Below are 26,146 nucleotides of genomic sequence, written 5' to 3'. Positions count from 1 at the left end.
CGCTGATGAGTACCGCTTCGAGCACGTCCCCAGCTGCCGAGCCGCACGTGATGAACGGAGCCGATGTCCTGGTCAAAACCCTGGTCGACCATGGTGTCGAGGTGCTTTTCGCATATCCAGGCGGTTGCAGCATGCCCATGCACCAGGCGTTGACGCGATACGGAGACTCGATTCGTACGATTTTGCCACGGCACGAACAAGGCGGTGCCTTCGCAGCCCAGGGTTATACCCGCAGCAGCGGCAAAATCGGCGTTGTGATGGCCACCAGCGGTCCTGGAGCCACCAACTTGGTTACGGCGATCGCCGATGCCAAGCTCGACAGCATCCCGATGATCTGCATTACGGGACAAGTTCCGACCAAATCGATCGGCAGCGACGCGTTCCAAGAAACACCCATGGTCGAAATTTGCCGCGGGATCACAAAGCACCATTATTTGGTGACCGATATCGCGGATTTGCCTCGAATCATCAAGGAAGCCTTCCACATCGCCATGAGCGGTCGCCCTGGGCCCGTCCTAATCGACATGCCTAAGGACGTTCAACTGGGTGAAATGCCCGTGGATATGGATCCACCGATGGATCTGCCGGGTTACGACGCAAGTCAGCCGGTTGTGCCACCAGAAACCATTCGTCAAATCGCCGCAGCGATCAAAATGGGCCGTCGCCCTGTGATCTACGCCGGTGGTGGGATCATTCTTGGCGACGCCAGCGAAGAGCTTCGCACGTTCATTTCCAAGACCGGAATCCCAACCGTCACGACGATCATGGGTATCGGTGCGGTTGAACCCGAAGACCCGCACTCCCTGGATTGGTTGGGAATGCACGGTGCGGCGTACGCTAACTATGCCGTTCGCGATTGTGACCTGTTGATTGCACTGGGCGTGCGATTCGATGACCGCGTGACTGGAAAAGTCGAAGCATTCGCCAAGGATGCCAAGATCATTCACGTCGACATCGATGCATCGGAACTGAACAAGAACAAAGCGGCCCACATCCCAGTGCGTGGCGACGTCAAGCAAGTGTTGACGGAACTGAACCGAATCGTTCAGAAGCCAGATATCGACGAGTGGCGAAACCGATGTGCGGAACTGAAAGCGAAGTTCCCGCTGAAGTACGACACCGAATTCGACGGAATCCTGCAACAGCACGCGATCCAAACGCTTAGCAAGATGACCGCCGATCGCGAGACTTACGTTTCGGTGGGTGTGGGTCAGCACCAAATGTGGGCGGCTCAGTTCTACAAGTTCCGTAAACCCCGTACGTTCATGTCCAGCAGTGGATTGGGAACGATGGGTTTCGGTCTGCCCGCCGCGATGGGAGCCCAAGCGGCACACCCAGGTGCACTTGTGATCGACATTGATGGAGACGGCAGTTTCCAGATGAACATCCAAGAGCTAGCGACGTGCTTCTGCGAAGAATTGCCCGTCAAAGTGCTGCTATTGAACAACCAGCACCTAGGCATGGTGGTCCAGTGGGAAGATCGTTTCATGGAACGCAACCGAGCCCACACCTACCTGGGCCCGATCAGCCACGATGAAGCAAAGGGCAAGAGCAACGCGGATCGCTATCAATACGCGACCGACCGCTACCCGAACTTTGTGCAAATTGCCAAGGGCTACGGTTGTGGAGCCGCTACGGTGAAGCGAAAGGCTGATCTGGAAGGTGCGTTGCAGGAAATGATCGACTATAAAGGTCCTTACCTCCTGGACGTAGAAGTGCCCTACCAAGAGCACGTTCTGCCAATGATTCCAGGCGGATTGACCGTTGACGACATGATTCTCGCTTAAGCTATTGCCTGCTGTGGATACCAGTATTTCCTCTCAGACGCATTCTCCTCGAAACACCTCTCAAACGAACGGGCAATCCATGTCGGATACTCCTACGGCAGCTAAACCGGCCGCGCAGTCGGCTGCGTTGCCCGAGGACGCCAAATTGTCCGCACGTAAACGGGGTGTCCCTGAGGGTTTGTGGCTTAAGTGTGATGGCTGTGGAGCCTCGCTCTACCGCAAGGAAGTCCAGCAACAGCTCAACGTGTGCCCCAAGTGCAATCACCATTTCTATGTGAGTGCTTGGGAACGCGTCGCGCAGGTACTCGACGAAGGCACGTTCGAACCAATGAACGAACACCTTCGTCCCACCGACCCGCTCGAGTTCAAAGATCGCCGGCCCTATGCCGAGCGATTGGTCGGCGAACAAAAGCGAACCGGTTTGAGCGATGCGGTTCTGACCGGAACCGGGATGATCCGTGCTCGGCGAGTGGCATTCGCTGTCACCGACAGTGCGTTCATCATGGGAAGCATGGGAAGTGTCGTTGGCGAACGGTTGACCCGCTTGATCGAACGAGCCACTGAGCAAAACCTGGCACTGATCATCATCAGTGCCTCCGGTGGTGGAGCTCGAATGCACGAGGGAATCCTGTCATTGATGCAAATGGCGAAGGTTTCGGCCGCGCTGGCGCGATATCACGAAGCTGGTGGACTTTTCATTAGCGTTTTAACCAATCCGACCATGGGCGGCGTCGCAGCCAGCTTCGCATCGCTCGGCGACTTGGTGTTTGCGGAACCGAAAGCTTTGATCGGCTTTGCTGGACCGCGTACCATTAAAGCCACCATCGGGATTGAGCTTCCCGAAGGCTTCCAAACCAGCGAATTCCTGCTGGAACACGGATACATCGATCGCATCGTTCCGCGTCGATCACTCAAAACTGAAATCGCAAGTGTCATCGACTACTGCGGAAAGTAACCAACCGTGAGCTTGTTTGACTCCCTTCGCGGTTTGCTATCTAAAAGCGGCAAGGGCCCGGCTAAGAAAAAGCCAAAAAGGGCCTCCAACGCGAAGATCGATGTCGACACGCGTTTTGCCCGATCGCGGACTGCCGCGACCGGCACGATGAGCAATTTCTTCGTCGCCTACGACATTGAACGTAAGGAAGACGTGGGGGTCAAAATCCTCGACCCCGAAAAATACGAACTGTTCGAAGCTCGCTTCAAGGGGCTTAAAAAGCCGTCCGAAGGCGAGATCGCGATGCAAATGACGCATCCGCACGTCGTGACCACCTATGAACATGGCGTCACGTCCAAGGGCGAGCGGATTATCGTGATGAAGTACATCCGCGGCCCCAGCTTGCAGGACATCATTGTTCGCAAACGAGCTGGGTTGCTTGAGGGTATGCACCTAAAGCTGATGCGTGAGATGGCCGAGGCCCTTACTTACGTGCACGAACAGAAATTCATCCACCGTGATGTCTGCCCACGGAATTTCATCTGCGAACTTCCCGCCGACGGCCACCAGGTTGTTACCTGTGCCAAGCTGATCGATTTCGGCCTCACCGTCCCAGCGACACCGCCGTTCATGCAGCCAGGCAACCGCACCGGTACACCGCTGTACATGTCGCCGGAAATTGTTCGACGCCGGCGAACGGACCAAAGGGTCGACGTTTTTTCGCTCGGCGTAACGTTTTACTGCATGCTGACGTTTTCACACCCCTGGCAGGGTGAAATCGTGACCGGCCGAGCTGCGCTGCAGCACGACACTCAAACCCCCACGGATCTGCTCGAACGACGCAAGGACGTGGATCCCAAATTGGCCAGGGTGATCATGAAGATGATCGAGCCCGATGCGGACAATCGCCTGCCGTCGATGCAGGAATTCTTGGACCAGACCCGAAACGTGAAATCGGCTTTCGTCCAGTCTTGAGCTGCCAACGGTGACTTTGTGTTGGTCAACGGCATCGCGTTGAGACCGTGCGGGGCGTCCTTATCCTTTGCCCCCGGCACGCGGCCCCAAAACCTTTAGCTTTTTGGGAACTTCGAGACGGAATAATCCGTCTAACCGCCATCGCTGGATTCTTTCTAGTCCGCGCCCGCACGGAATCGTTGATAAAGCGGGACGCCTAGGTAAGATAGCGTTGCTATTCAGTTTTTCGCGTCATCGTAAGGATTTCGGATTAGGCTATTCCCACCGCCCATAGAGACGGTGACAAAGCGAGATTTCCCCACGTTGTCCGAGCAATCGCTCGCGAAGCCTCACCGGCCGCTCCGGTGACCGCATCGCCTTTATCGACCAAGCCCATCACACCGTATTTTGCCGAGAAAACAGATGAAAAATCTGCGTCGCCTCCTTCGCAGCGTGAGCCCCACACCATCACGCCAAGACTCTGAATTAGGTCAGGGAAGCGAAGATCGGTCACGTGGTTCCCGCAAGCCGAAAAGCCGGAACCAACGCTCCAGCAAACGACGTTTACTGAGCGAGTCGCTAGAAAGTCGACAGATGCTTGCCGGCGATGTCGGTGAATCGACTGAAGACGTCGACCACTATTCCCAGGCCCACAATTACTGGAATGCCTACGACGTCGACAACAGTGGTGCGGTCACGCCAATTGATGCACTGAAGGTGATCAACTACCTAAACTCAGTGACGTCCGAAGGCGAGATGCCAGCGAATAACGTCGAGCTAACTGGATTTGTTGACGTTAACCGCGACCACAACGTGACTGCGATTGATGCGTTGATGGTCATCAATGAACTTAACTCCGAAGGCGAAGCAGTTCCCGAAAACTACACGATCGGGTACGAAATCACCCCTCGAAACTTCGATGATTCTCTACTGACGGACGTTGGCGACTACAACAGTGTCTTTGGTCGACAATCAGACATCTATGAGGTTCAAGAAGGCGTTCCCTTCAAGATTGAAATCGCCACACAGGACAATCGTGGCCTTGACGATGCCACCGGTGTATTCCAAGCAGTTATTGATGTACTCGTCGATCAAACTGGAGTCTTAGTTCCAGCCGTTGGCGAGATCCAGGGAGCCACCATTCCTGGCCTCCGCGACGCTGCCGCGATTGCTAACGGAAACCTAGAGTTCTTCTATGACGATGGATCAGCGAATCCACTAACCCACGAAGTTTCCGTTCAGGAATTCTTGCAGGGATCCGGTACGACAACCAGCTTCGCTCGGATCCGTGAAGGACTCGAAAACGCGATTATTGCGTTGAACTCAAACATCAATAGCGTTGCCGACCTATCAGCTCCGGCGACGAAGGTCACAATCAGCTCGGCAACATCCGCCAACAACGGCCTCACGTTTTCGATTAGCTACGAAGGTAGCGATTTCATTAACGTCCCAATCCAAACGCTACGAACTAGATTCACCATCAGCGATGTTGAGCAGTCCGTCTCAATCATCGAAGAAAACCTCTACAACACCGACGGCTCTTTTAATTCAGACGTGCTCACGAGCCGTTTCGAATTATTCATGCGAAACCATCCGGATGCGTCGTCATCAAATGGTGGACTGGGTCCCGAAATCTATGGTCAAGTGACTGATGGAAGCTTCGACATCAATGTCAATGGTATCGACATCTTCGATGAGCTACGTGTACTGGGTCCCAATCAGTTCCTAGGCGGCAGCAACGATCCTGCCATCGAGGGTTTCGATACGGGGACCTACTACGACACATTCAGCATCCCAGTTGTTGCAGTGAAGGCGGCCACGGATGTTACCGTCCGAGCACAATTGCTTCCTGAACGGACCGGCGCTGCCTCGGGTACTGACGTCGAGCCCGTGTTGATCTACGGTGCCAGCCCTGAAATTGGCGATGCCGTCCCTGGCGACCAAATCCTGTTCGACGCCGGCGCGCAATTTAAGCTAAACGTGATTGGTGTTCAGTCAGGCATCACCGCTGCCGACAGCACCGACACCATCCTCGAAGATGCCAGCGAAACACAAATCGCCGACTTGTCCGACGACGGTTTGATTACGGTCATCAGCGGCGGCTCAACGATCACGCTTGATTCAGCAGTCGCCCCGAACGGACGCGGCACAACACGTATTGTTGATGACCAGATTTTCTACACTCCCGCTGCAGACGACAACGGGGATGTGCAAATCGTCTACACGGCTAGCAACGACACCGGCAGTGACACCGGCACTATCACGGTCACCATCACACCACAAAACGATGCCCCTACGATCCCATTAACCTTATCGGCTTCTACCGACGAGAACACCGCTGTCAGCATTGATGTTGCTGGTGCCGCAAGCGACATCGACGGCGACACACTGACCGCTTCAATCACCAACTCCTCACCATCGAACGGTTCCGTCGCGATCGTATCGGGCGAAGTTCTTTACACCCCCAACACGGGTTTCAACGGCTCTGATTCCTTCACCGTTGACGTCACCGACGGCGCGGAAACAGTTACCACAACTGTCAACGTTACCGTTGTCAATGTAGTTTCAGCTCCTATCGCGGGCGACAAGACAGAGCCCGCAGTCGACGAGGCAGCTCAAACGATTACCGTAAACTTGTTGGACCTTCTAACCAAGGACCCAGACGACACCGTTACCTTCAGCATTGTTTCTCAAGCAACTGACCTCGGTGTTGCCTCGATCAGTGGCTCTAACCTGATTCTAACTTTGGGTGAAGACGACGAAGGCACCGGCCAAGTGGTCTACCGCGCGTCCGGTTCGGTTAGCGGTCAGTCCGACACCGGAACGATTTCCTTCACCGTCAACAACGTGAACGATGCTCCTGTATTGAGTCCCGTCGCGGATCAAACGGTTGAAGAGAATTCGTCTGTCGACATCGATCTCTCCGCATTCGCAACTGATGTTGATGACGGCGACACACTGACGGCTGTTGTAGTAACCCAAGGCAGCTTGGGAGTCGCAAGTGTGAATGGAACGGTTGTCACCTATACTCCCAATCAAGATGCACTCGGTGACGATACGATCGTTGTTCGAGTCGAAGATGGAAGCGGTGGTCAGTCCGTAACTCAAACAATCGACATCACCATCACCGATGTTGTGCTGGCTCCGGTTGCAAATGATGGAGATCTGGACGCCGAGGAAGACGGCCCCAATGTCACATTGAACCTGCGTCCGCTTGTCAACGCACAAGCTGGTACTGTGACCTTCACGATCACTCAGCCTGACAAGGGTTCGGCAACGGTCACTTCGGCCGGAATGCTGACTTACAATCCTGACGCCGATTCCAATGGTCAAACCACGTTGACCTACACGGCAACCAACGGGATTGGTAGCGATACCGGTACGATCACGATCGACATCACCGCGACCCCTGACGCTCCGGTCCTAGGAACGATTCCCGACCAAACCGTCAATGAAAATTCCTCGATCGATATCGACTTGGCCGATTTCGGAGCAGATGCTGATGGGGACGCACTCATCGCTGTAGTTGTCACCGATGGTGCCAAGGGAACCGCGACCGTCAGCGGCAGCGTAGTGACCTACACTCCAGGCACCGACGAACTCGGTGACGATTCTATTGAAGTGATGGTGAACGATGGCAACGGAGGTGAATCGGTCACTCAAACGATCGACATATTCATCACCGATGTTGTTCTTGCTCCTGTCGCAAGTGATAGCTCACTCAACGCCGACGAAGATGGCGTCAATGTAGACCTGGAATTGGGAGATCTCGTCAACGCTCAAGCTGGCGTCGTGACCTTCACAATAACCCAGCCCGACAAGGGCTCCGCTACGGTCAGTGCAACGGGAACCCTGACCTACAATCCTGATGCAGACTCCAACGGTCAAACCACCCTGACCTATACCGCAACTAACGCGATCGGTAGCGATACTGGCACGATCACGATCAACATCACGGCAACCAACGACGCTCCGATCGCTGTTGACGACACCGCCGATGTTATCAAGAACAGTTCGGTCCAAATCTCGGTGCTCAATAACGACACCCCGAACCCAGGTGGTGAAACCGACACGATTACCGTTACCGTCGAATCGGGTGATGAACCCGCCAATGGTTCCGTGAGCGTTTCGGGCAACGTCGTCACCTACACCCCCGACACGGACTTCATCGGCACAGACTCCTTTACCTACACGGTCGACGATGGCAACGGCGGAACCGCCACGGCTACTGTCACCGTTACGGTGTTGGACTTCGAAACATCGACCGTTAGCGGCCAGTTGTTCAAGGACTCCAACGGCAACGGCAGCTTGGACCCAACCGAGATTGCTTTGGGTGGCGTACGCGTTCGCCTTGTTTCTCAAAGCTTGAACGCAGCCGGTGAAATGGTTGACTTGTCCGTCTTCACGGACATCGACGGAAACTACGAATTCACCGACGTGCCACCAGGCGATTACGAGATCCAGTACGAACTTCCCGAAGGCATGATCATTTCGGGTAACGGTGCATCGGGTGTCATTCCAATCACCGTCATCGGTGGAGCGGAAGGCTCGGCTAACGCAGTCGTGAGCGAGAACTTCGAAATCGAAAACGTGGGCACGTTCCGTGCTTCATCTCGAAGCAACGCGTCAACCAACCCTGCGACCGAGAACCTTCCTGAGGGAGTTACGGCAGACGAGCTTTCGTTCTTCGTCTTCGCTTACAACGAAGATACTGGCGAATTCACTCAGTCTGGCTACAACGTTGGTGCTGACTTCGACGGAGTTCAATTCATCGAATTGGCATTCAACAGTGCCCGGGACGAAGCGTTGCTGACCGTTGTCAATGACGACGGCTCGACTGAAACAGCTCTGGTTAGCGGCAATCAACTTCAAGTCACCAACGGCGGCATCCGTGCTCAGCTCTACGGCGACCTGGAAGACTTCGCTCCGTTCTTCCAGAACCCAACGGACACGAGTGACTTCGCTGCCTACGGAAAAGCTGTCGACGCCTACTTCGATGCAAACTCGAACAGTTCGAGCACTTAGTACGCGGATTAGGAACGCAAGGCATTGCTTTGCGAGCGACTGGAATCCTCGCTGCGGCACCCGCCGCAGCGTCGGACTTTTTGTTAACCGCTCTAATCACGCTGCGATGATTCCGCAGGACGAACCTCGTTTGTCCTGATTTCTAAGTCCTACTCTCAGGGCGGGAACGCGTCGCAGGAAGCCGCGTCGGACGAAGCGTTAACGCTTCTCGTCGCTACCCGGTACGATCGCGATCCTTGACCGCTCGATCATCTCGTCGGTCAACGTCATCGTGATCGCCCCATTCTCAAGCCCATTGGCCTCGAACCCATTGCCCTCGAGTCCACCGGGCACATCAGAACCGATCCCCGATCGAACCCATCCTGATGCCGCTACCGCCTCGGGGTCGATCTGCATCGCTTGAGCCAACCAAGCTTGAGCCGACGAGGCCTGGCCGCTGGAAATTGCGGATGCAGCCAATTGCAATCGAGCGGTCACATCGGCCGGATTCTTTTCCGCTGCGGCAATCAAGTATTTAGTGGCCTCTTCGTGCCGACCAAGGTCCCGCATCGCGAGTCCCCGTAGCAAGTCAGCACGCCCGATCGCCAATCTCCCGTCCATTTGGCTGGTCGAGGCAGCTTGGCCAGGATGATAGCGGTCTAGCGTTGCTAGCAAACGGTCTTGTCTTCCTTGCTGGTGATAGATCTCAGCGGCCTGTAGCTGGACATAGGGGTAATCTGGCTGCAGCGACAAAGCTCGATGATAGGCGGCCAATGCGGAATCGGGTCGATTTTGTGCAGCTTCCAGGTCGCCCCACAACGCCCAAGCGGCGGCGTACTCGCGATCGGACTGCAGAGCGATTTCGACCTGCCGCGACGCCTCTTCGATCTTCCCCATTTCCAAATACATTCGTCCCAAACGCTGCAAGTGCTTGGGGTCGCCGGCACTCAATTGCACCGCTTGGCGAAGATGTTTCACGGCGTCTTCAGTTTGACCACGCTGCCACAGCGTTTCGGCCAACCCTCGATGGGCGGCGTCATTGTTGCCGGACACATCCAGAGCTTCACTGAAGAGCGTTTCGGCTACCTTCCAATCGCCTTGTCGGGCTGCCTTCAGCCCCTGACGCGACAAACGGCGAGCGGCGACGGATTGACGGCTTTCACCGAATTTCACAATCGCACGACAGCCTATTTGGGGCGCAAGAACCACGCCCGCAACGAGGGCGATCAGGCACCCTCGGCGGCAATGGGTCTCGATTCGGCTGTAGAAGAGGTTCACGCGGGCCCGGTATCCGGCAGATTTCGCGACGATTGACGGTCATTGATATCAAAATCGTCAGAACCGGTGCCAGCCAAACAATCCGCAAATCTTGCCTTTTCCGAACCACTGTCACGACCCCACCACCGCCGCGATTGCCGCCAAAAAACAACCGATCGTCAAAACCAGAAGCGAAACGACACGACGTCTTTCGCTCAAAAAACCCCGATCGCGAGCCGTACATGTTCCCTTCGTCCTTGGCCGAAACCGAAGCCGACGCTCCTGGCCAATTGCTAGCTGACTTGGAACGTCGACAAGACGAAGTCCTGGCCCAACTCGACGACCTCGAAGCCAAGCTTGCCGAAGTCCTGAAGGGACTCAACGTCGAAACCGAAGAAGTGGAACTGGAATAGCCTTCGCAAACCGGAGCGGGCTCAACCGACTCCCTACCAACGCTCCGGCCACTTCAGCTGAACAAAAACTGCTCGCTAGCGGCTTTCCGGACGCGAAGTTTCGCTCCGCTGGAACGCCCCATTCCAGCGTTTGCATCTGGCCGGCGAATCAACATGGGCTCCGTCGTGTCGTATCGATCGGCACAATGGATTTCGACATGCGTAGGCAGTTGGCTGCGGCAAGTATCGATAGCTAACTCTGGGGTGTTGTTTTCGTCCGAAAGGTGAGCCAAACACACCCATTGCAGCCGCTTTCCCGAGTGGTCTCGAACCAGCTTGGTAGCGTCGTCGTTAGATAGGTGGCCGCCCTTACCGTGGATGCGTTCCTTCAGATGGCGGGGATAGAAGCCGTCACGGAGCATGGGCAAGTCGTAATTGCTTTCAATCATGATCGCGTCCAGATCACCGATCCAGTCGCTTAGCCCATCGAAGCAGTGACCAAGATCCATCATCAACCCAAATCGGGTTCCCTGTTCGAGGTCTTCAATGACAAAACAGACGCCGTCCACCGCGTCGTGGGCTGTGCGAATCGTGTGCACCACCACACCAGGAAACTCCAGCACCCGCCCGGCTTCGAAGAATCGCACATCGGACAATTCGCCGGTGCGGGACTTTTTCGTGACGACTCGGTGAGTAGGCCGCGTCAGGTAAATCGGCAAACCAAATCGGCGGTGGAGGGGGCCGAGTGCGGCAATGTGATCGCTGTGATCGTGCGAGATCACCAACGCGTCAACGTCATGCACATCGTGACCATGCAGAGCCAAACGGGTTTGTGTCTTTCGCCCGCTGATGCCTGCATCAAAAAGCAATCGAGTTTGTCCAGCACGAACAAACACGCAATTGCCGCTGCTTCCAGATTGCAGAGAGATAACTTCCATGGACGAAGTCTATCGAAACACAACCATCTTCGCGAGCGGAACTATTCTTTTCAGACAGAAAACCTGTCGCCGCGAAACGGCCGATGGACGACCGCCAACCCACAACGAAGCGAGCCGCCCGGAAATGGAAATCCCGGACGGCTCATGTCGTTTTGGTAAAAGCTAGCTCGCTATCTTGCCGCAGCGATCAGATCTGTTCTTCGTCGTCAGTAGTTTCATCGCTTGGCTCTTCATCGCCAGTCTCTTCATCAGCGGTCACGTCAGCCTTTTCGTCACCTTCGCTGGCGTGGTCCGTATCAGCATCGCCATGCTTTTCAGCATCACTGTGGCCATGATCGGCATCCCGTCCACCGCGACGGCTTCCTGCATCACGCTTGCGTTTCGATTCATTTGCGTCGTTCTTCGCCGACGATTCCTTTTTCGGCTTCGCAGAGTCCTTTGACTTCATCGCGGAGTCAGCCTTACCGGCCTTCTTTTCTTTGTCAGCCTTTTTTGCTTTATCGGCAGAAGGCTTACCATGAGCACCGTGGTGCTTAGCTTGCTCGCCGTGTGCACCATGCTCATGCGAACCGTGCTCGTGTGCACCGTGCTCATGCGAACCGTGCCCATCCTTACCTTCCGGATGCTGCCCATGCCCTGCTTTACCGTGCTGATTTTTTCCATGCTCTGCGTCAGGCCGTTTGTTGCCGGAGCGTGGTCCTTGTGGAACGCGGCCCATTTGCGGCCGTCCATGCTCAGGACCTCCCTTGCGAAGATCTAAGTCACGACCTGAATCACGATCGCTGCGGGATGGACGTTGCGGTCCACGGCTACCAAATTCACGTGAACGGTTTCCAGAATCACGTCCGCGACCTTCAGCCCCATGGGCACGTCGGATTGCTTCCGGTCCACGTCCCTTAGCCTGAGGACCGCGTGCCTGAGGACCGCGGCGACCGAACTCTTGACCTCGGCGAGATCGCTCTACACCGTGACGTCCACGATCATGGCCATGGCCACGACCCTGCTTCATGCCGCGACCTTGCTTCGAGTCACGGCCCTGTTTCATGTCACGGCCTTGCTGATGGAAACCGCGACCACGTCCTCGGAAATCTTGACCGTCATGCGATCGACGTCCTTCAGATTGGTATCCACGTGATTGGCGATCGCCACCTCGACGAGCATCTTTTCCACCACCGCGACGATCGCCACCGCGATAATCACCTTTATGTTGGCTACGACTTCGCTGATCTTGCATCATGTGACGTGGACCATGGGGTCCTCGCCCATCCGAAGCTTGTGGACCGCGTCCACGAGGACCTCGATCATCACGCTGGCCAGCTTCATGGTCTCTAGCGACGTCACGTCGTGAATCACTGTCGCCTTCACGCGACTTTGCGTCTCGGTTACCGCCACGTGCAGCGAGCCCTTGCATCGCCGAACGCTGCATTTGAGATCGCATCGAAGAGAAATCAGGTCGAGTTTCGACGCGATCCAGTTGCCCGTCATTGTTCTTGTCTAGCTTGCGCAAAGCGTCTGACGCGTTGTCGATCTCTTCGCTTGAAAGCGTTCCGTTTTGGTCGGCATCCAGTGCGGCTAGAACCGGCAACAACTGCATGATGTTTGCTTTTGCTGCGTTGCTATGCGGTGGTCCAGCAGGACGTCCGGATTTGCCAGGCCCGCCAGGTCCTTTACCCTGCGGAGGTTGAGCATAGGCGGAAGTTGCGACCAAGCCGCTGAGGACAGCGACAGCCAAAAGGCGAGCTGTTTGAGCGTGTAACATGAGATTCCCTGGGGAAGGAGAGGTACGATAGAAATCGTGAGGAGATACAAGAATAAACCTCGGCGAATCGGGAAAGTTTCGGATCGACTTCCAAAACATCGCGTCTTCCTACAAAGACCATTCCTACGGAACAGCCTTATCACCTACGCTCGTGTTGCTGTAAAAACGGGCGGTAGCATTCAAGCAAGCGGGCCTCAATAATGCGTCACAAATAATGCATCACGCTTCGCAACTCATCTCCAATCATCAAGTCGTCACCCCTCGTGCAAACCAAGAACATCGCTCTGCCCGATCCGAACACCACACCGGAAAAGAATCTGTTGGGGCAAGTTCGCGAATGGACAGATCTGTTTCCCTGGCTGCGACTGGTGCGAGTATGCCGCATCGCTGGCGGCCCGATATGGCTCGCACATGTTTTCTTGGTAACTTGCCTTTGGTTAGTTGGCTCGCACTGGATCAGTACCGCCGCGGAGACCGCCACGACTACTGAGCTACCAACGCCAGGTCTTGTCGCATCGCCAACCGGACTTGCTGAATCACCTATCGGACTTGGCAACACTTTCACCAACGATCCATATCCAACCATCGCGATCGCGTTCAAAGCGGTGACCACGTCGCCAAGCGATCCAATCACTCAGCCGATGATTGCGGCAAATTGGTTGCTCATGTTGTGGACGATCGTCATCTGGTTGCCGACGTCGATGGCATTGATTCGCGTCGGAGCATTGCTGACCGCGGGGCGAGACATGCCTTCGTATGCCGGAACACTGCGATTGGTGGCCCGACGAATTTGGCCCGCAATGATTATTGTATTCCTGCCGCTGCTTTGTTCACTGCCGCTGCTGTTGGCGTGTTGGCTGACCAGCTTGGTTGCCGGTTGGATGAGCCCGCTCGGCAGCGAAACCTGGCAACATATCGTTAGCATACTGGCTGCCTGCATCACGATTCCGTGCAGCCTGATCGCTGGCTTGTTGTACATCGCTGGTAAAGTCGCGATCCCGTTTGGCTTGGCCAGCTTGATGACCAACTCGGAAGCGGACCCGATGGATTCACTCAGCCGCGGATACGAGTACACACTGCGACGACTCACGCAACTATTCGCGTATGCGGTTGTCGCGGCGACTCTTGGTGCGATTGTGCTATTGGGCTGGACGCTGCTAGCCGGCGCGGCTGGTCAGATCCTTTACCACTTCGACCCAACCAACGCCGTCGCGATTGGCGCGTTGCCGATCCTGGTCGCATCGATCGCCATCCTGTTAATTTGGTCGCTTGCTGGCGGCGTCTATCTATTGCTTCGCCAATCGGCCAGCGGGCAGGAGCCCGAAGACATCTGGGCTGAACCAGACAACTGGCAAGCCCCCGAGCTTCCCAGCGTGCAACAACCTGGCTAACGCTTCACAGGCCAGCCTTTAACAATCGAGCTCCAACAGTTATGAAACGGGCCCAGGCTCGCTGGCGTGCAATCGCGTTAACCGAGTAGCTGCGACGTTTCGTTTCTTGCCTTGATGGATGCTTCGACTGATGCCTAACTCTTCCCCAGCCAGCTTTGCCACTCGATTGAATCAGGCAATCGCCGACACTGGATCGGTCACTTGCGTCGGCCTGGACCCACGAAAGGCATCACTCCCCGCCCCGCTTCGCGACAACGTCCAAGACGATCGACCTGAAGCCTGGGCAGCGGCCTACACCCAGTTTTGCTGCGAAATCATTGACGTCGTCAAAGGAATCGTTCCTTGCGTGAAGCCACAAGCGGCATTCTTCGAACAACTCGGCCCCGCCGGAATGATCTCACTTGGCGAAGTCATTCGATACGCGTCCGCCGCAGGGTTGGTCGTGATCACCGACGGCAAACGGAACGATATCGGCAGCACCGCGACCGCCTACGCTGACGCCTACCTCGGCAGCCCAGACCACCCCGGCCCTTGGGGCAGCGATTCCCTAACGGTCAGCCCGTACCTGGGCCGCGATAGCATTGAGCCGTTTGTCGAGACTTGCGACGCTCGTGGCGGCGGGATCTTTGTGTTGGTCAAAACCTCCAACCCCGGCGGCGGATTCCTGCAAGACCTGAAGTCGGGCGAACAAACGATCTACCAGACCGTCGCGGGACTTGTAACCGAATTGAACACACCGCGACTGAACGCCGATGGCTACGGCCCGATCGGAGCGGTGGTCGGGGCAACCTATCCGGCCCAGCTTGCCGAACTTCGCCAAGCGATGCCGCACAGCATTCTGCTGGTCCCCGGTTTCGGTGCCCAAGGCGGAGCCGCTGACGACGTGAAGCCTGCTTTGGACCAGCACGGCCGCGGCGCTGTGGTCAACAGCTCGCGAGGCATCATCTTTGCGCATAGCCGTCCCGAGTTCGCTCAAAAATTCGGCGACGCGAAATGGCACGACGCCGTTCGAGCAGCAACCGAAGAAATGAATGATCAGCTCAGAAGCTAGACGGCCAGAGCGAGCCGATCGGGCTCAACGGACCAGGACTAGCTGATCAGGATTAGCTGATTCGAGGCTAACCAATCAGAGCTACCTGATCGGAGCTAGCCGACGATCTACGGCCGCGATCAGGGGCACAAAGGTGCACCGCGCGGCCGAAAACGGGGTACCGAATCGTCGATTCTCGCTTTCTTACGAAGGCTGTTTCGCCGAACTGAAACACCCAGCCCTCGCAATCGCACCTTAAAACGACGTCGATGGCCCACAACCGTGCGACACAATGTCGCGATCACTGTGCTGGCCTTGTTTCGATAGGCTCTTAGCCCTGATAATCCCTGCCCCGTACCAGCGAGAGAGATGTCATTTCGAGCATAGATGCACGAAGCACCTTATCGAGTTGGACTGCGGGACAGCTTTGCACTCTTTTTCTTTTCTCGCCGGCAAGCTGGCGTGTTACGTTGGTTCCACAACGGGTCTGCGGTAGCATTCCCAGCCGTGGTTCGGATTTACCGACGAGTTACTTAGGTCGATCATGACGCGATTCTTGTTTCCCCGCTGGATCAATCCATTCCTAGTTGTTGTCGGCTTAGCGGCCGTTGGCGGAGGCGTGTACGCTGCTGCGATGGGCGGTTTGGTAACGGACCCTCAAACGCTTAACGTTGGCTACATGCCGACTCAGCCGGTGCCGTTCAGCCACGCGATTCACGCTGGCCAGCTAAAAATGGATTGCCGGTATTGCCACAACACGGTCTTCGACGCCGCTCACGCTGCGATTCCGCCGACAGCAACCTGCATCAACTGCCACTCACCGGCCGGCGACAACGGCCAAACCGCGTTGGGTGCTGTGCATGTCGACAGCCCGAAACTGAAACCAATTCACGAGAGCTGGGAAACGGGCCGCAGCATGGCATGGAAACGTGTCCACAACCTGCCCGAATTCGTCTACTTCAATCACTCCGCACACGTGAATGCTGGCGTTAGCTGCAAATCCTGCCACGGTCGAATCGACCAAATGGAAGTGGTTTATCAACACGAACAATTGTCGATGGCATGGTGCATCACTTGCCACCGCAACCCCGACCCTCACCTGCGTCCGCAAGAGTTTGTAACCAAGCTCGACTGGGAACCCGGTGACACTTGGGGCGAAGAAGAGATCCAAGCACACAAAGAAGAATTCAACATTAACCCGCAAGTTCACTGTGCGGTTTGTCACCGGTAGGTGAGCGAAAGAGCTGGCGGCGAATCGCTGCTGGCTTTTGTTCGCCTAGTCGGGTTAACCGCTAGGTTGCATGATTTTCGGATGTCTTGGTGACTTCCGCTACCAATTGAAGAGCTCAACGCTAGTCGCTAATCGCTAACAGCTATAATTCATGACCACTTTGAAATCGCACGATTCGAACGAACAGGCCACCACGGCGAACGCTGGCAAACCCGCGTATTGGCGAAGTGTTTCGGAGTTAAATAACAACGAGTCGTTCGTAAACGACTACCTGCATCGCGAATTCCCGGTCGCTGCATCGGAATTCCCCGAAGGCGTTTCGCGTCGTCGCTGGATGCAACTGATGGGTGCCTCGTTGGCAATGGCCGGAGCCGCTGGCTGCCGCTACCCCGAAGAGCTGATCGCGCCTTTCGTGATCCGCCCCGAAGGACGCATCCCCGGCGAATCGTACTTGCGAGCCAGCAACTTCGAAATCGCTGGCGACGTTCATCACCTGTTGGTCAGTTGCGTTGACGGCCGCCCAATCAAGGTTGAACCCAACACCGATCACCCTGCTGGCGGTGTCGCTGGTGTTCACGCCCAAGCCTCGGTCATCGGCCTGTACGATCCCGATCGCGCCCGTGGCGAAATCGGTGTGCCGATTCGTCGCGATGGAAAACGCCGACTTGAGTCGGATTGGGATTCGTTCATCAACTACGGCCAAGCGTTGATGCGGTCGGCCGACAAGGGCGAACGACTGGCGGTCGTGATGCCGCCAACAACTTCGCCAACCACGCTGCGTTTGCTTGCCAAACTACAAAGCAAACATCCCAACGCGACTGTTTGCGTTTACGATTCCATCGACGGTGGAGTCATGGGCGAGGCAACCAAGCAAGTCTTTGGCAAGGCTGCTCGCCAAAGCTTTGACTTCACCGATGCCGAAGTCGTGGTCGCTTTGCAGGCCGACTTTATCGGCAACTCGACCGGCGGTCTGAACAACTCGAAGTCGTTCGCACAAACCCGCGACGCGATGAGCGGCAAGATGAGCCGTCTGTATGTCGCCGAAGGCGGCTACACGACAACCGGCGCTGCCGCAGACGCCCGATTGGCGATTCGCCCCAGCCAAATTCCCGCCGTGCTGGCTGAACTGGGCCGCCGCGTTGAGAAAGCCGCAACCGGCAAACTTGCCGCTAGTAAGCTGAAGATCGAAGACGTTGCCGAATCCGATCAAGCGTACAGCGAAATTTCCGCTGACGAGCGAATGAACCGCTTCCTCGATTCCGCTGCTGCTGACCTTGCCGCTGCCGGTGAAAAGGGAGTCGTGATTGTTGGCGAAGCCATGGGCGCCGACTTGATTGCCGCTGGTATCGACATGAACGCCAAACTCGGATCGCTCGGCAAGATTCAGAAATTCACACCGGCCGCAGACGCCTCGCTGAAGAACACCGTCTCCCTGGGTGAGCTATCCAAGAAGATGCACGGCGGCGAAGTCGACACGCTGCTGATCTTGGATTCGAACGTTGCCTACACTTCGCCTGGCGACATCGATTTCGTTGAATCGTTGACACGTGTCGAGCACACGATTTGCCTGAGCATCTACGACGACGAAACGGCCGAACTTTGCCAGTGGTCACTGCCAATGGCACACCCGCTAGAAAGCTGGGGCGATTGCGTCGGTTCGCAAGGTCACTATGGCGTTTGCCAACCGCAAATCATGCCGCTGCTTGGTGGCAAAACCCCCGCGGAACTTCTCGCCACCATGTTGGGCGAATCCACCACGGACAGCCAAAAACTGGTTCGCCGGACCGCGGATAGCGTTGGTGATTCCGCAATCAGTGACCGCCAGTGGCGGAAGCTGTTGCACGACGGTTTTGCCGAAGACTTGGTCGCCCAAGCCGAAGAACTTTCGCCGCAAAAAGTATCCGTTGAGCTTCCTGAATCGGGTCCCGAAGCGATCGCTGACGTGGAAGCCGCTGAGTTCAAGGACCAATTCGAAGTCATCTTCACGCCTGCTGAAGGACTTTACGATGGCCGCTTCGCCAACATCGGATGGCTGCAAGAACTTCCCCAATCGATCACCAAACTGACCTGGGACAACGCCGCGATCATGAGCCCTAAGTCGGCTCGTGCTATCGGCACTAAACACGGTTTGCAAATCGCCATTCGTCGTGGCGACACCACCTTGGAACTTCCCGTCTTCGAAATTCCTGGCTGTGCAGACGGTGTTGTCACAGTAGCGGTCGGCTACGGACGCAAGCGTGTCGGAATGGTCGGCGGACTGCCTGACGAAGACATCCCGACCGTGGGCGTCGATGTATCGCCTATCCGTACGTCGGACTCGATGCTGCTGGCGCACCCTGTCGAAGCTCGCCCACGATTGACTGAATATCAACTCTGCACCACCCAAGATCACTGGGCGATCGACGAACTCGGTCGCGACGAAGCTGAATTCCGCAGCTTCACACTGGTTCGTGAAGGCACGACCGCGTTGCTCGAAAAGCTTCCCGAGTTCACCGAAGCCAAGGGACCTCACGTTCCTAGCGTGGGCAAAAGCGGGTCGCTTTGGGAAGAGCCGATCAACAAGATCGAAAGCAGCGATCGCCGCGAGGACGACGTTCCGCAGTGGGGCATGTCGATCGACTTGACCAAATGCACAGGGTGCAACGGTTGCGTGGTCGCTTGCCAAGCGGAAAACAACGTCCCGATCGTAGGCAAAGAACAAATCGGCAACAGCCGTGAAATGCACTGGTTGCGGATTGACCGCTACTTCCAAGGCGATGAAGACAACGCCGACATCGTACAAGAGCCCGTTGCCTGCATGCACTGCGAAACCGCTCCGTGCGAACAGGTTTGTCCTGTCGCCGCGACGGTTCACACCAATGAAGGCCTCAACGCGATGGCCTACAACCGATGCATCGGAACTCGGTACTGTGCTAACAACTGCCCCTACAAAGTTCGTCGCTTTAACTACTTCAACTACAACTCCGATGTTGGTGTTGGCTACGGTATCGATGCCTATCCTGGCACAATTGAAAGTGCCAGCCGCAAACTACAAGCATTGGTGCTGAACCCCGAAGTGACCGTCCGCGGTCGTGGGGTCATGGAAAAGTGCACCTACTGTGTGCAGCGGATTGAAAAGGCCAAGATCGAAGCTCGCCAAGATGGTGGCCGTGCGATTCGCGATGGCGATGTTGTCACCGCCTGCCAAGCGGCCTGCCCAAGCGGCGCGATCGAGTTCGGTAACGTTGCCGATCCTGAATCCCGCGTTTCCAAAGCGAAGGCTGACATCCGCAGCTACGGCATGCTGACTCAGTTGAATGTCAAGCCGCGAACGACTTATCTATCGCGGATCCGCAACACACCAGTTGCCTTGATGACACGCCCACAAATTCAAGACCTGCTCACCTTGGAAGCCCCTCACCACGGGCACGGTGAAGGTCACGGGCATGGCGAAGAACATGGCCACGACGATGATCATGGGCATGATGACCACGGCGACCATGACCACGATGCTCCTAAAGCGGATGCCGAGAAACACTCCCGCCGCATCCTGGGCAAGTTCCAGCTTCCAATCGTCTAGCACGAACACGTTTATTTCCCCTCGAGTTTCGGCTCGAAGGTTTTACTGATTTCTGAATCTGATAACTGAAAATTCTCCCACATGTCTCTCGCAGTTCCCAACGGTCTGGATAACTCGGTCGAACGCCCCGGCGAACGAGCGCCGCTCGTCCTGGGTGATACCAATTATCACTCGATCACCGAAGCGGTTTGCAAGATCGCTGAAAATCCGCCGTCCAAGGCGTGGGTCATCGGATTCCTGATTTCAGTTCACCTGGCAACCATGCTGGGCCTGTGCATCGCTTACCTGCTCTACACCGGTGTTGGTGTTTGGGGTAACCGAGCTCCGATCTTTTGGGGTTGGCCGATTGTCAACTTCGTTTTCTGGGTCGGTATCGGTCACGCTGGTACGCTGATTAGCGCGATTCTCTACCTGTTCCGCCAAGAGTGGCGAACCAGTATCAACCGAACGGCTGAGGCGATGACGATTTTCGCTGTGGTCTGTGCGGGTACGTTCCCGGGCATCCACGTCGGTCGAGCTTGGCTCGCTTTCTGGTTGGCTCCATACCCAAGTTTGAACCTTTGGATGTGGCCTCAATTCCGATCACCATTGCTGTGGGACGTTTTCGCGGTTTCCACCTACGCCACCGTGTCGCTGTTGTTTTGGTACATGGGCATGGTGCCTGACTTGGCAACATTCCGTGACCGGTCCAAGCACCCACTTCGCCGCGCCGTTTACGGTGTCTTGGCTCTGGGCTGGAGTGGCTCATCACGCCACTGGATGCGTTACGAAAAAGCTTATGCGTTGCTGGCCGCTTTCGCCGCCCCACTGGTGCTTTCAGTGCACACGATCGTTTCGTTTGACTTTGCCGTTTCGCAGGTCCCAGGTTGGCACACAACCATCTTCCCACCGTACTTCGTGGCCGGGGCGATTTTCTCTGGGTTCGCGATGGTGATCACGCTGATGGTTCCTGCCCGGTCCATCTTCAACATCGAAAAACTGATCACGATCCGGCACCTGGAAAACATGTGCAAGATCATCCTGACGACGGGCCTGATCGTCGGTCTGGCTTACGGAACGGAATTCTTCATCGCTTGGTACGGCCAGGTACAAGAAGAGAAGTTTGCGTTCATCAACCGTGCTTTCGGTCCTTACTGGTGGGCCTACTGGACGATGATCACCTGCAACGTGATCTCACCTAACGTGTTCTGGTTCAAGAAAGCACGGACAACACCATGGATCATGTTCGTGGTTTCGATCTTCGTGAACATCGGAATGTGGTTCGAACGTTTCGTTATTACGATCTCGAGTTTGTCACGCGACTACCTGCCCAGTGCATGGGCTTACTTCCGCCCGACTTGGGTTGACTGGGCAATGTTGATCGGGTCGTTCGGTTTGTTCTTCACGTTGTTCCTTCTGTTCTGCCGCTTGATGCCGATCGTCAACATGGCTGAAACCAAGGCAACGCTGGCGAAGGAACTGCACATGGCGCACGGACATGGAGACAGCCACTAACTGTTGGCCAATAACAGTTAGCTTTTAGTTTGTGGTAATTGAACTTTATTGACAAGAAATCGTCTGATGACAGATAAACCTTCCCCAGCTCCTGAAACCAGCGCCGACGGGCAAACCGTTCATGGTGTTGTGGCCGAATTCACGGACGTTGATTCGCTGCTGGCAGCATGTCGACGCGTTCGCGACGCGGGCTACACCAAGGCGGATGCGTTCACTCCGTTCCCCGTCCACGGGATCGATTCAGCGCTGGGCATCAAGCCAACCGTATTGCCTTGGATCGCACTCGCCGCGGGGCTGACCGGAACTTGTATCGCACTGACGATGCAAATCTGGATGAACGGTATCGACTACCAATACATCATCTCGGGCAAACCGTTCATCTCGCTGCCGGCGTTCATCCCGGTCACGTTTGAGCTGACTATCTTGCTTGCGTCCTTCGGCACGTTCTTTGGAATGTGGGCACTGAACGGGCTGCCCCGATTCAGCAACCCGATGTTCACCAGCCCTCGTTTCGACCGAGTCACCGATGACACGTTCTTCCTGTTCTTGGATGCCAAGGACAGCCGTTTCGATGAAGCGGGTGCGAAGAACTTGCTGGCCGATTTGGGCGGTGCCTTTATCGAGCCGGTTGTCGAAGACGATTCACCGAAGTCTATTCCAAAGGGCTTGCTGATCGCACTGGCGACCGTCATCGCTTTGTCGATGATTCCCGCACTGATCGTAGGACGCATGCGAGTTACCAAGAGCAGCTCGCCTCGCTTCCACATCTTCCCTGACATGGACTTCTCGCCCGCCAAGGACGCTCAGGTCACCACAACCCTGTTCGCCGACGGCCGAGCAAACCGCCCTGATGTTCCTGGCACCGTTGCTCGCGGAGCATTGGATTGGGACTTGGATTTCCATACCGGGATCGACATGGAAAAACTCGCTCGCATCGACGCACCCCGAGCCGAACGCTTGGTCGCGATGATGCAGTCCGATCAGCCAGCCGGCGACGATGAAGTTGCTGAAGCCGATACGGCGGAAGCCAACGAAGAAACTGCCGATACCGAAGAAACTGAATCCAACGAGCCAGCCGAAGAAGCAGAAACACAACCTGACGAACCTGCGGAAGAAATGCAGGCTGAAGAAGCTCCAGCGGAAGAACCTGAAACCGAACAGCCAGCCGCAGAAACACCAGAAACTGACGAAGCGGAAGCTGACAAAACCGAAGAGCCAAAGACACCCGCCGCTGCACCGGAGTCACTCGACGCCGCCGATGGCGAGTCCAGCGAACCTGCTGCTGACAAGACACCTTGGCTCAACGAAAATCCACTGGAGTTGACTTCGGCTGTTTTGGAACGGGGCCAACAACAGTTCGGCATCTATTGCTCGGTATGCCACGGCATGAACGGCACTGGAAACGGATTGGTCAATCGTCGTGCTCAACAGATCTTGGCAACGACCTGGACCCCACCTTCGAACTTGCATGAATCGACGCTTTTCCAAGATGCCTACCCCGATGGGAAGCTATTCAGCACCATCACCAACGGCATTCGCAAGATGCCTGGCTACGCCAGTCAGATCAACGCGAAAGATCGCTGGGCGGTTGTCGCATACGTGCGAGCACTGCAAGCCAGCCGCAACGGTTCGCTGGACGAAGTGCCAGCATCGGAGCGTGAAAAGCTAAAGAAGCAACAAATCGACGTGAAAGCTCAATTGAAGAAGATCGCCGAAGCGGAAGCTGCCAAGGCAGAAAAAGCTTCTTCGTAACGTAGTAACGACATTTAGAATTTCGACATCGAAAAGCCATTCATTCCTTTTCGATTTCAACTATCTCACTTCCCACTGTTCACTTCCTGACATGTCACACCAAGCCGTCCCCCAGAAACCCGCAGATGACCCGGCGTTTGTTCTGCCGTCGCTGCTATCGGGCCTGTCCTATCCGCTGTGCATTGGCGGACTGATTGCGTTGGTTGGCGGTGCGTTCTTGGGAACGACCTCGCTAGGCGGCCGCTTCGGCATGTCGGCGTACTTGACCGCTTACATGTATGCTCTGACGATCGCGCTGGGATCGTTGTTCTTCGTTCTGATTCAGCACCTGTCCCGAGCGGGATGGAGCGTTGTGGTTCGCCGCATCGCTGAACTGATGATGATGATGGTGATCCCGCTGGCAATCCTGTTTTTGCCAATCGGCTACGCCGCTTACTCGGGGTCGCTGTACTCATGGAGCGATCCGGGCTACCAAGCGGAACACGGTGTCCCCGCGACAGTCTGGGCTGAAAAGCTTCGTTGGTTGAACGCGGATTGGTTCGCAATCCGAGCGATCATTTATCTATCGGTATGGTGCCTAACCGCGTGGTGGTACTTCTCCAAGAGTCAGCTTCAGGACCAAACTGGCGAGATCACACTTACCGAACGCATGCAAGCTCGCAGTGGTCCTTGCGTGATCCTGTTCGCTTTTTGCACTTCGTTCGCAGCGTTTGACTGGGTGATGAGCTTGGCTCCGATGTGGTTCTCGACCATGTTTGGCGTCTATATCTTCACCGGTAGCATTCTGACCGCACACTGTGCCATCGCCCTACTGAGTTTCGTGCTGCAGAAACAAGGTGCGATGCGAGACGAAGTCACCATCGAACACTATCACGACCTGGGCAAGCTCATCTTCGGATTCATTTGCTTCTGGGGATACATCTCGTTCAGCCAATACATGCTGATTTGGTACGGCAACATTCCGGAAGAAACTCACTGGTACGCGACCCGCTACCCGGGTTTCTCCGAAGCCTGGGGCCCGATTTCCATCGGCCTGATGGTCCTGCACTGGGGCGTGCCTTTCGCCGGCATCATGAGCCGCCACGTTCGCCGTCGCCCTTGGGCGGTTGCGTTCTGGAGTGCTTACATCTTGGTTCTTCACTTCGTCGATCTTTACTGGGCCATCATGCCTGAAGCTGGCGTGGAAGGTCTCGGTGCGGCCGTTGGCCTCGCCTCCAGCCTACTCTGTGTTGTGGGGATGATCGCTCTCATGCTGGGCCTCGTTTTGATCCTTGCTAGCAACTCCAAGCTGATTCCGGTTCGAGACCCACGGCTCGGCGAATCGCTGGCCTTTGAAAACATCTAGAACCTCATTCACTCACTTATTCAACTCGAAAAACAACGCAAACATGGCTGCCTACGACGACCTCAACGGGACGAAAATCGCGGTAATCAGTGTGATTTCCATCGTGGGAACCGCAGTGACGATCCTGGCCGTTCAGGTTCTGTACTTCGCGATGGCGGGATTGGTCGATTCACGCAAAGTGGAATCATCCACCTACGCTCGGCAAAACCAAATCCTGGCTACCCAGGCGAAAGAGATCTCTTCCTACGGGATTGATAGTGACACGGGCAACGTCACCGTTCCTGTGCAAGAAGTGATGAAGAAGATGGTAGAAGAAGCTTCCCACGACGCTCACAACCACGCCGACGACCAAGCATAACTCCAGTGCCCCAATCCAGTTTCCCTCGCCGCTATTTCGCCACAAGCCAATCCTTAGCATTGCTGGCTGCGTTCGCGCTGGCGGCTAGCTGGGGTTCGCTGGCGACTGCACAGCCCAACACCGGTGCGATGCAGCAGGGTGCGGATGTTCTGCTGAACGACCGTGTGCCTCGACAAGTTCGCGACGTAACGGTTGAGCAAAAACTGGGTGCACAACTCAGCACCGACTTACCGCTGATCAATTCACTGGGCCAAAAGGTCCGACTAGGCGATTACCTCGACGGCACCCGTCCGTTGATTTTAACGCTTAACTACAGCAATTGCCCGATGCTCTGCAACGTGCAGCTAAACCAATTGGCTCAGTCGCTGGAAAAAGGCGAACTGAAGATTGGCGATGACTTCCAATTATTGAGTGTCAGCATCGACCCGACCGAAACCGACCAACGACTGCGAGACACACAAGCGAAGTACCTCGAACAAGTTCCATCGCACCCTAATGCGAAATCGGGATGGTCGTTCACACGTACCAACGCTGAAGTCGTAAAGAAACTCGCCAACGAAGTTGGCTTTTCGTACAAGTACAATCCTACGACAAAAGAGTACGCTCACCCGGCGATGCTGGCGTTTGTCTCGCCTGACGGTGTGATCACCCGCTACTCACTCGGCGTCGCGTTCCCGCCCGATCAAATGAAATTGGCGTTGGTCGAAGCCGGACAAGGAGAGGTCGGCGGAATCGTTGATCAGTTCGTCCTGTGGTGCTACAGCTACGACCCGGCTGAGGGAAGCTACGTCCCACAAGCTTGGAAGATCATGCGTCTGGGCGGGGCGGTCACGATGATCGCGATGTTCTTGGTTCTGCTTCCATATTGGCTGGGCAAAAAAGGGAAAGTCGAATCGGCTTCTCAACACAACGTGAAAGTCGCCGAGACTTCCTGAACGAAACAGCAATCGCGTTCTTGGCG

Annotated in this window: 18 protein-coding genes; 14 read left to right on the top strand and 4 right to left on the bottom strand. The window is 55.9% G+C overall.

Annotated elements, in window-relative coordinates:
- Positions 1-5 precede the first annotated feature (5 nt).
- The 3 genes from ilvB (at position 6) to ACR3ZL_RS07220 (ending at position 3,696) form a co-directional block, all read left to right on the top strand.
- Complete coding sequence (gene ilvB, locus ACR3ZL_RS07230; protein WP_473648552.1) at positions 6-1,787, top strand: biosynthetic-type acetolactate synthase large subunit; 1,782 nt, start codon at positions 6-8, stop codon at positions 1,785-1,787.
- 79 nt (positions 1,788-1,866) lie between these two features.
- Complete coding sequence (gene accD, locus ACR3ZL_RS07225; RefSeq protein ID WP_486173327.1) at positions 1,867-2,742, top strand: acetyl-CoA carboxylase, carboxyltransferase subunit beta; 876 nt, start codon at positions 1,867-1,869, stop codon at positions 2,740-2,742.
- Positions 2,743-2,748: 6 nt separating this feature from the next.
- Entirely contained in the window at positions 2,749-3,696 is a 948-nt protein-coding gene (locus tag ACR3ZL_RS07220; RefSeq protein WP_473648553.1) for a serine/threonine protein kinase, read from the top strand.
- A 250-nt stretch (positions 3,697-3,946) separates the two neighbouring features.
- Here ACR3ZL_RS07220 and ACR3ZL_RS07215 read toward each other — a convergent pair whose 3' ends face one another.
- Positions 3,947-4,189: a hypothetical protein gene (locus ACR3ZL_RS07215; protein WP_473648554.1), complete on the bottom strand. Its 243-nt coding sequence runs from the start codon at positions 4,187-4,189 to the stop codon at positions 3,947-3,949.
- An 80-nt stretch (positions 4,190-4,269) separates the two neighbouring features.
- Between ACR3ZL_RS07215 and ACR3ZL_RS07210 the strand changes: the two genes are divergently transcribed.
- Positions 4,270-8,700, top strand: a complete 4,431-nt coding sequence (locus tag ACR3ZL_RS07210; protein WP_473648555.1) for an Ig-like domain-containing protein — start codon at positions 4,270-4,272, stop codon at positions 8,698-8,700.
- A gap of 198 nt (positions 8,701-8,898) precedes the next feature.
- Here ACR3ZL_RS07210 and ACR3ZL_RS07205 read toward each other — a convergent pair whose 3' ends face one another.
- The gene (locus ACR3ZL_RS07205; protein WP_486173326.1) at positions 8,899-9,852 is read right to left on the bottom strand and encodes a tetratricopeptide repeat protein; all 954 of its coding nucleotides are present in this window, start codon (positions 9,850-9,852) and stop codon (positions 8,899-8,901) included.
- Positions 9,853-10,178: 326 nt separating this feature from the next.
- On the opposite strand from ACR3ZL_RS07205, the gene ACR3ZL_RS07200 reads away from it, so the two are divergent.
- Positions 10,179-10,349, top strand: a complete 171-nt coding sequence (locus ACR3ZL_RS07200) for a hypothetical protein (RefSeq protein WP_473648557.1) — start codon at positions 10,179-10,181, stop codon at positions 10,347-10,349.
- Positions 10,350-10,402: 53 nt separating this feature from the next.
- Here the strand turns inward: ACR3ZL_RS07200 and ACR3ZL_RS07195 are convergent, their stop codons facing one another.
- Entirely contained in the window at positions 10,403-11,266 is an 864-nt protein-coding gene (locus ACR3ZL_RS07195; RefSeq protein ID WP_473648558.1) for an MBL fold metallo-hydrolase, read from the bottom strand.
- A gap of 187 nt (positions 11,267-11,453) precedes the next feature.
- Complete coding sequence (locus tag ACR3ZL_RS07190) at positions 11,454-13,025, bottom strand: hypothetical protein (protein ID WP_473648559.1); 1,572 nt, start codon at positions 13,023-13,025, stop codon at positions 11,454-11,456.
- A 263-nt stretch (positions 13,026-13,288) separates the two neighbouring features.
- On the opposite strand from ACR3ZL_RS07190, the gene ACR3ZL_RS07185 reads away from it, so the two are divergent.
- The 9 genes from ACR3ZL_RS07185 to ACR3ZL_RS07145 all read left to right on the top strand — a co-directional run bounded on the left by ACR3ZL_RS07185 (position 13,289) and on the right by ACR3ZL_RS07145 (position 26,120).
- The gene (locus tag ACR3ZL_RS07185; protein ID WP_473648560.1) at positions 13,289-14,416 is read left to right on the top strand and encodes a hypothetical protein; all 1,128 of its coding nucleotides are present in this window, start codon (positions 13,289-13,291) and stop codon (positions 14,414-14,416) included.
- Between the two features lie 130 nt (positions 14,417-14,546).
- The gene (gene pyrF, locus ACR3ZL_RS07180) at positions 14,547-15,467 is read left to right on the top strand and encodes an orotidine-5'-phosphate decarboxylase (protein ID WP_473648561.1); all 921 of its coding nucleotides are present in this window, start codon (positions 14,547-14,549) and stop codon (positions 15,465-15,467) included.
- Between the two features lie 523 nt (positions 15,468-15,990).
- Positions 15,991-16,677, top strand: coding sequence for a cytochrome c3 family protein (locus ACR3ZL_RS07175; RefSeq protein ID WP_473648562.1), 687 nt, complete (start codon positions 15,991-15,993; stop codon positions 16,675-16,677).
- Between the two features lie 151 nt (positions 16,678-16,828).
- The gene (locus ACR3ZL_RS07170) at positions 16,829-20,236 is read left to right on the top strand and encodes a TAT-variant-translocated molybdopterin oxidoreductase (RefSeq protein ID WP_473648563.1); all 3,408 of its coding nucleotides are present in this window, start codon (positions 16,829-16,831) and stop codon (positions 20,234-20,236) included.
- A gap of 81 nt (positions 20,237-20,317) precedes the next feature.
- Positions 20,318-21,730 carry an NrfD/PsrC family molybdoenzyme membrane anchor subunit gene (gene nrfD / locus ACR3ZL_RS07165; RefSeq protein WP_473648564.1) on the top strand — a complete coding sequence of 471 codons (1,413 nt, stop codon included), beginning with the start codon at positions 20,318-20,320 and terminating at the stop codon, positions 21,728-21,730.
- Between the two features lie 66 nt (positions 21,731-21,796).
- On the top strand, positions 21,797-23,482 hold the full coding sequence (locus ACR3ZL_RS07160) for a quinol:electron acceptor oxidoreductase subunit ActD (RefSeq protein WP_473648565.1): 1,686 nt from the start codon (positions 21,797-21,799) through the stop codon (positions 23,480-23,482).
- 91 nt (positions 23,483-23,573) lie between these two features.
- Complete coding sequence (locus ACR3ZL_RS07155; protein WP_473648566.1) at positions 23,574-24,827, top strand: hypothetical protein; 1,254 nt, start codon at positions 23,574-23,576, stop codon at positions 24,825-24,827.
- Positions 24,828-24,870: 43 nt separating this feature from the next.
- Positions 24,871-25,185, top strand: coding sequence for a hypothetical protein (locus ACR3ZL_RS07150; RefSeq protein ID WP_473648567.1), 315 nt, complete (start codon positions 24,871-24,873; stop codon positions 25,183-25,185).
- Positions 25,186-25,190: 5 nt separating this feature from the next.
- Positions 25,191-26,120, top strand: a complete 930-nt coding sequence (locus tag ACR3ZL_RS07145; protein WP_473648568.1) for an SCO family protein — start codon at positions 25,191-25,193, stop codon at positions 26,118-26,120.
- Positions 26,121-26,146 lie beyond the last annotated feature (26 nt).

The organism is Rhodopirellula sp. J20-39 (assembly GCF_057365095.1).
The sequence above is the reverse complement of the archived record's forward strand: the minus strand, read 5'-3'. Positions and strand labels throughout refer to the sequence as shown.

Coding starts and splice junctions, on each gene's coding strand:
- ilvB (WP_473648552.1), top strand. CDS start 6: ATGAGTACCGCTTCGAGCACGTCCCCAGCTGCCGAGCCGCACGTGATG.
- accD (WP_486173327.1), top strand. CDS start 1,867: ATGTCGGATACTCCTACGGCAGCTAAACCGGCCGCGCAGTCGGCTGCG.
- ACR3ZL_RS07210 (WP_473648555.1), top strand. CDS start 4,270: ATGCTTGCCGGCGATGTCGGTGAATCGACTGAAGACGTCGACCACTAT.
- ACR3ZL_RS07200 (WP_473648557.1), top strand. CDS start 10,179: ATGTTCCCTTCGTCCTTGGCCGAAACCGAAGCCGACGCTCCTGGCCAA.
- ACR3ZL_RS07195 (WP_473648558.1), bottom strand. CDS start 11,266: ATGGAAGTTATCTCTCTGCAATCTGGAAGCAGCGGCAATTGCGTGTTT.
- ACR3ZL_RS07190 (WP_473648559.1), bottom strand. CDS start 13,025: ATGTTACACGCTCAAACAGCTCGCCTTTTGGCTGTCGCTGTCCTCAGC.
- pyrF (WP_473648561.1), top strand. CDS start 14,547: ATGCCTAACTCTTCCCCAGCCAGCTTTGCCACTCGATTGAATCAGGCA.
- ACR3ZL_RS07175 (WP_473648562.1), top strand. CDS start 15,991: ATGACGCGATTCTTGTTTCCCCGCTGGATCAATCCATTCCTAGTTGTT.
- ACR3ZL_RS07170 (WP_473648563.1), top strand. CDS start 16,829: ATGACCACTTTGAAATCGCACGATTCGAACGAACAGGCCACCACGGCG.
- nrfD (WP_473648564.1), top strand. CDS start 20,318: ATGTCTCTCGCAGTTCCCAACGGTCTGGATAACTCGGTCGAACGCCCC.
- ACR3ZL_RS07160 (WP_473648565.1), top strand. CDS start 21,797: ATGACAGATAAACCTTCCCCAGCTCCTGAAACCAGCGCCGACGGGCAA.
- ACR3ZL_RS07155 (WP_473648566.1), top strand. CDS start 23,574: ATGTCACACCAAGCCGTCCCCCAGAAACCCGCAGATGACCCGGCGTTT.
- ACR3ZL_RS07150 (WP_473648567.1), top strand. CDS start 24,871: ATGGCTGCCTACGACGACCTCAACGGGACGAAAATCGCGGTAATCAGT.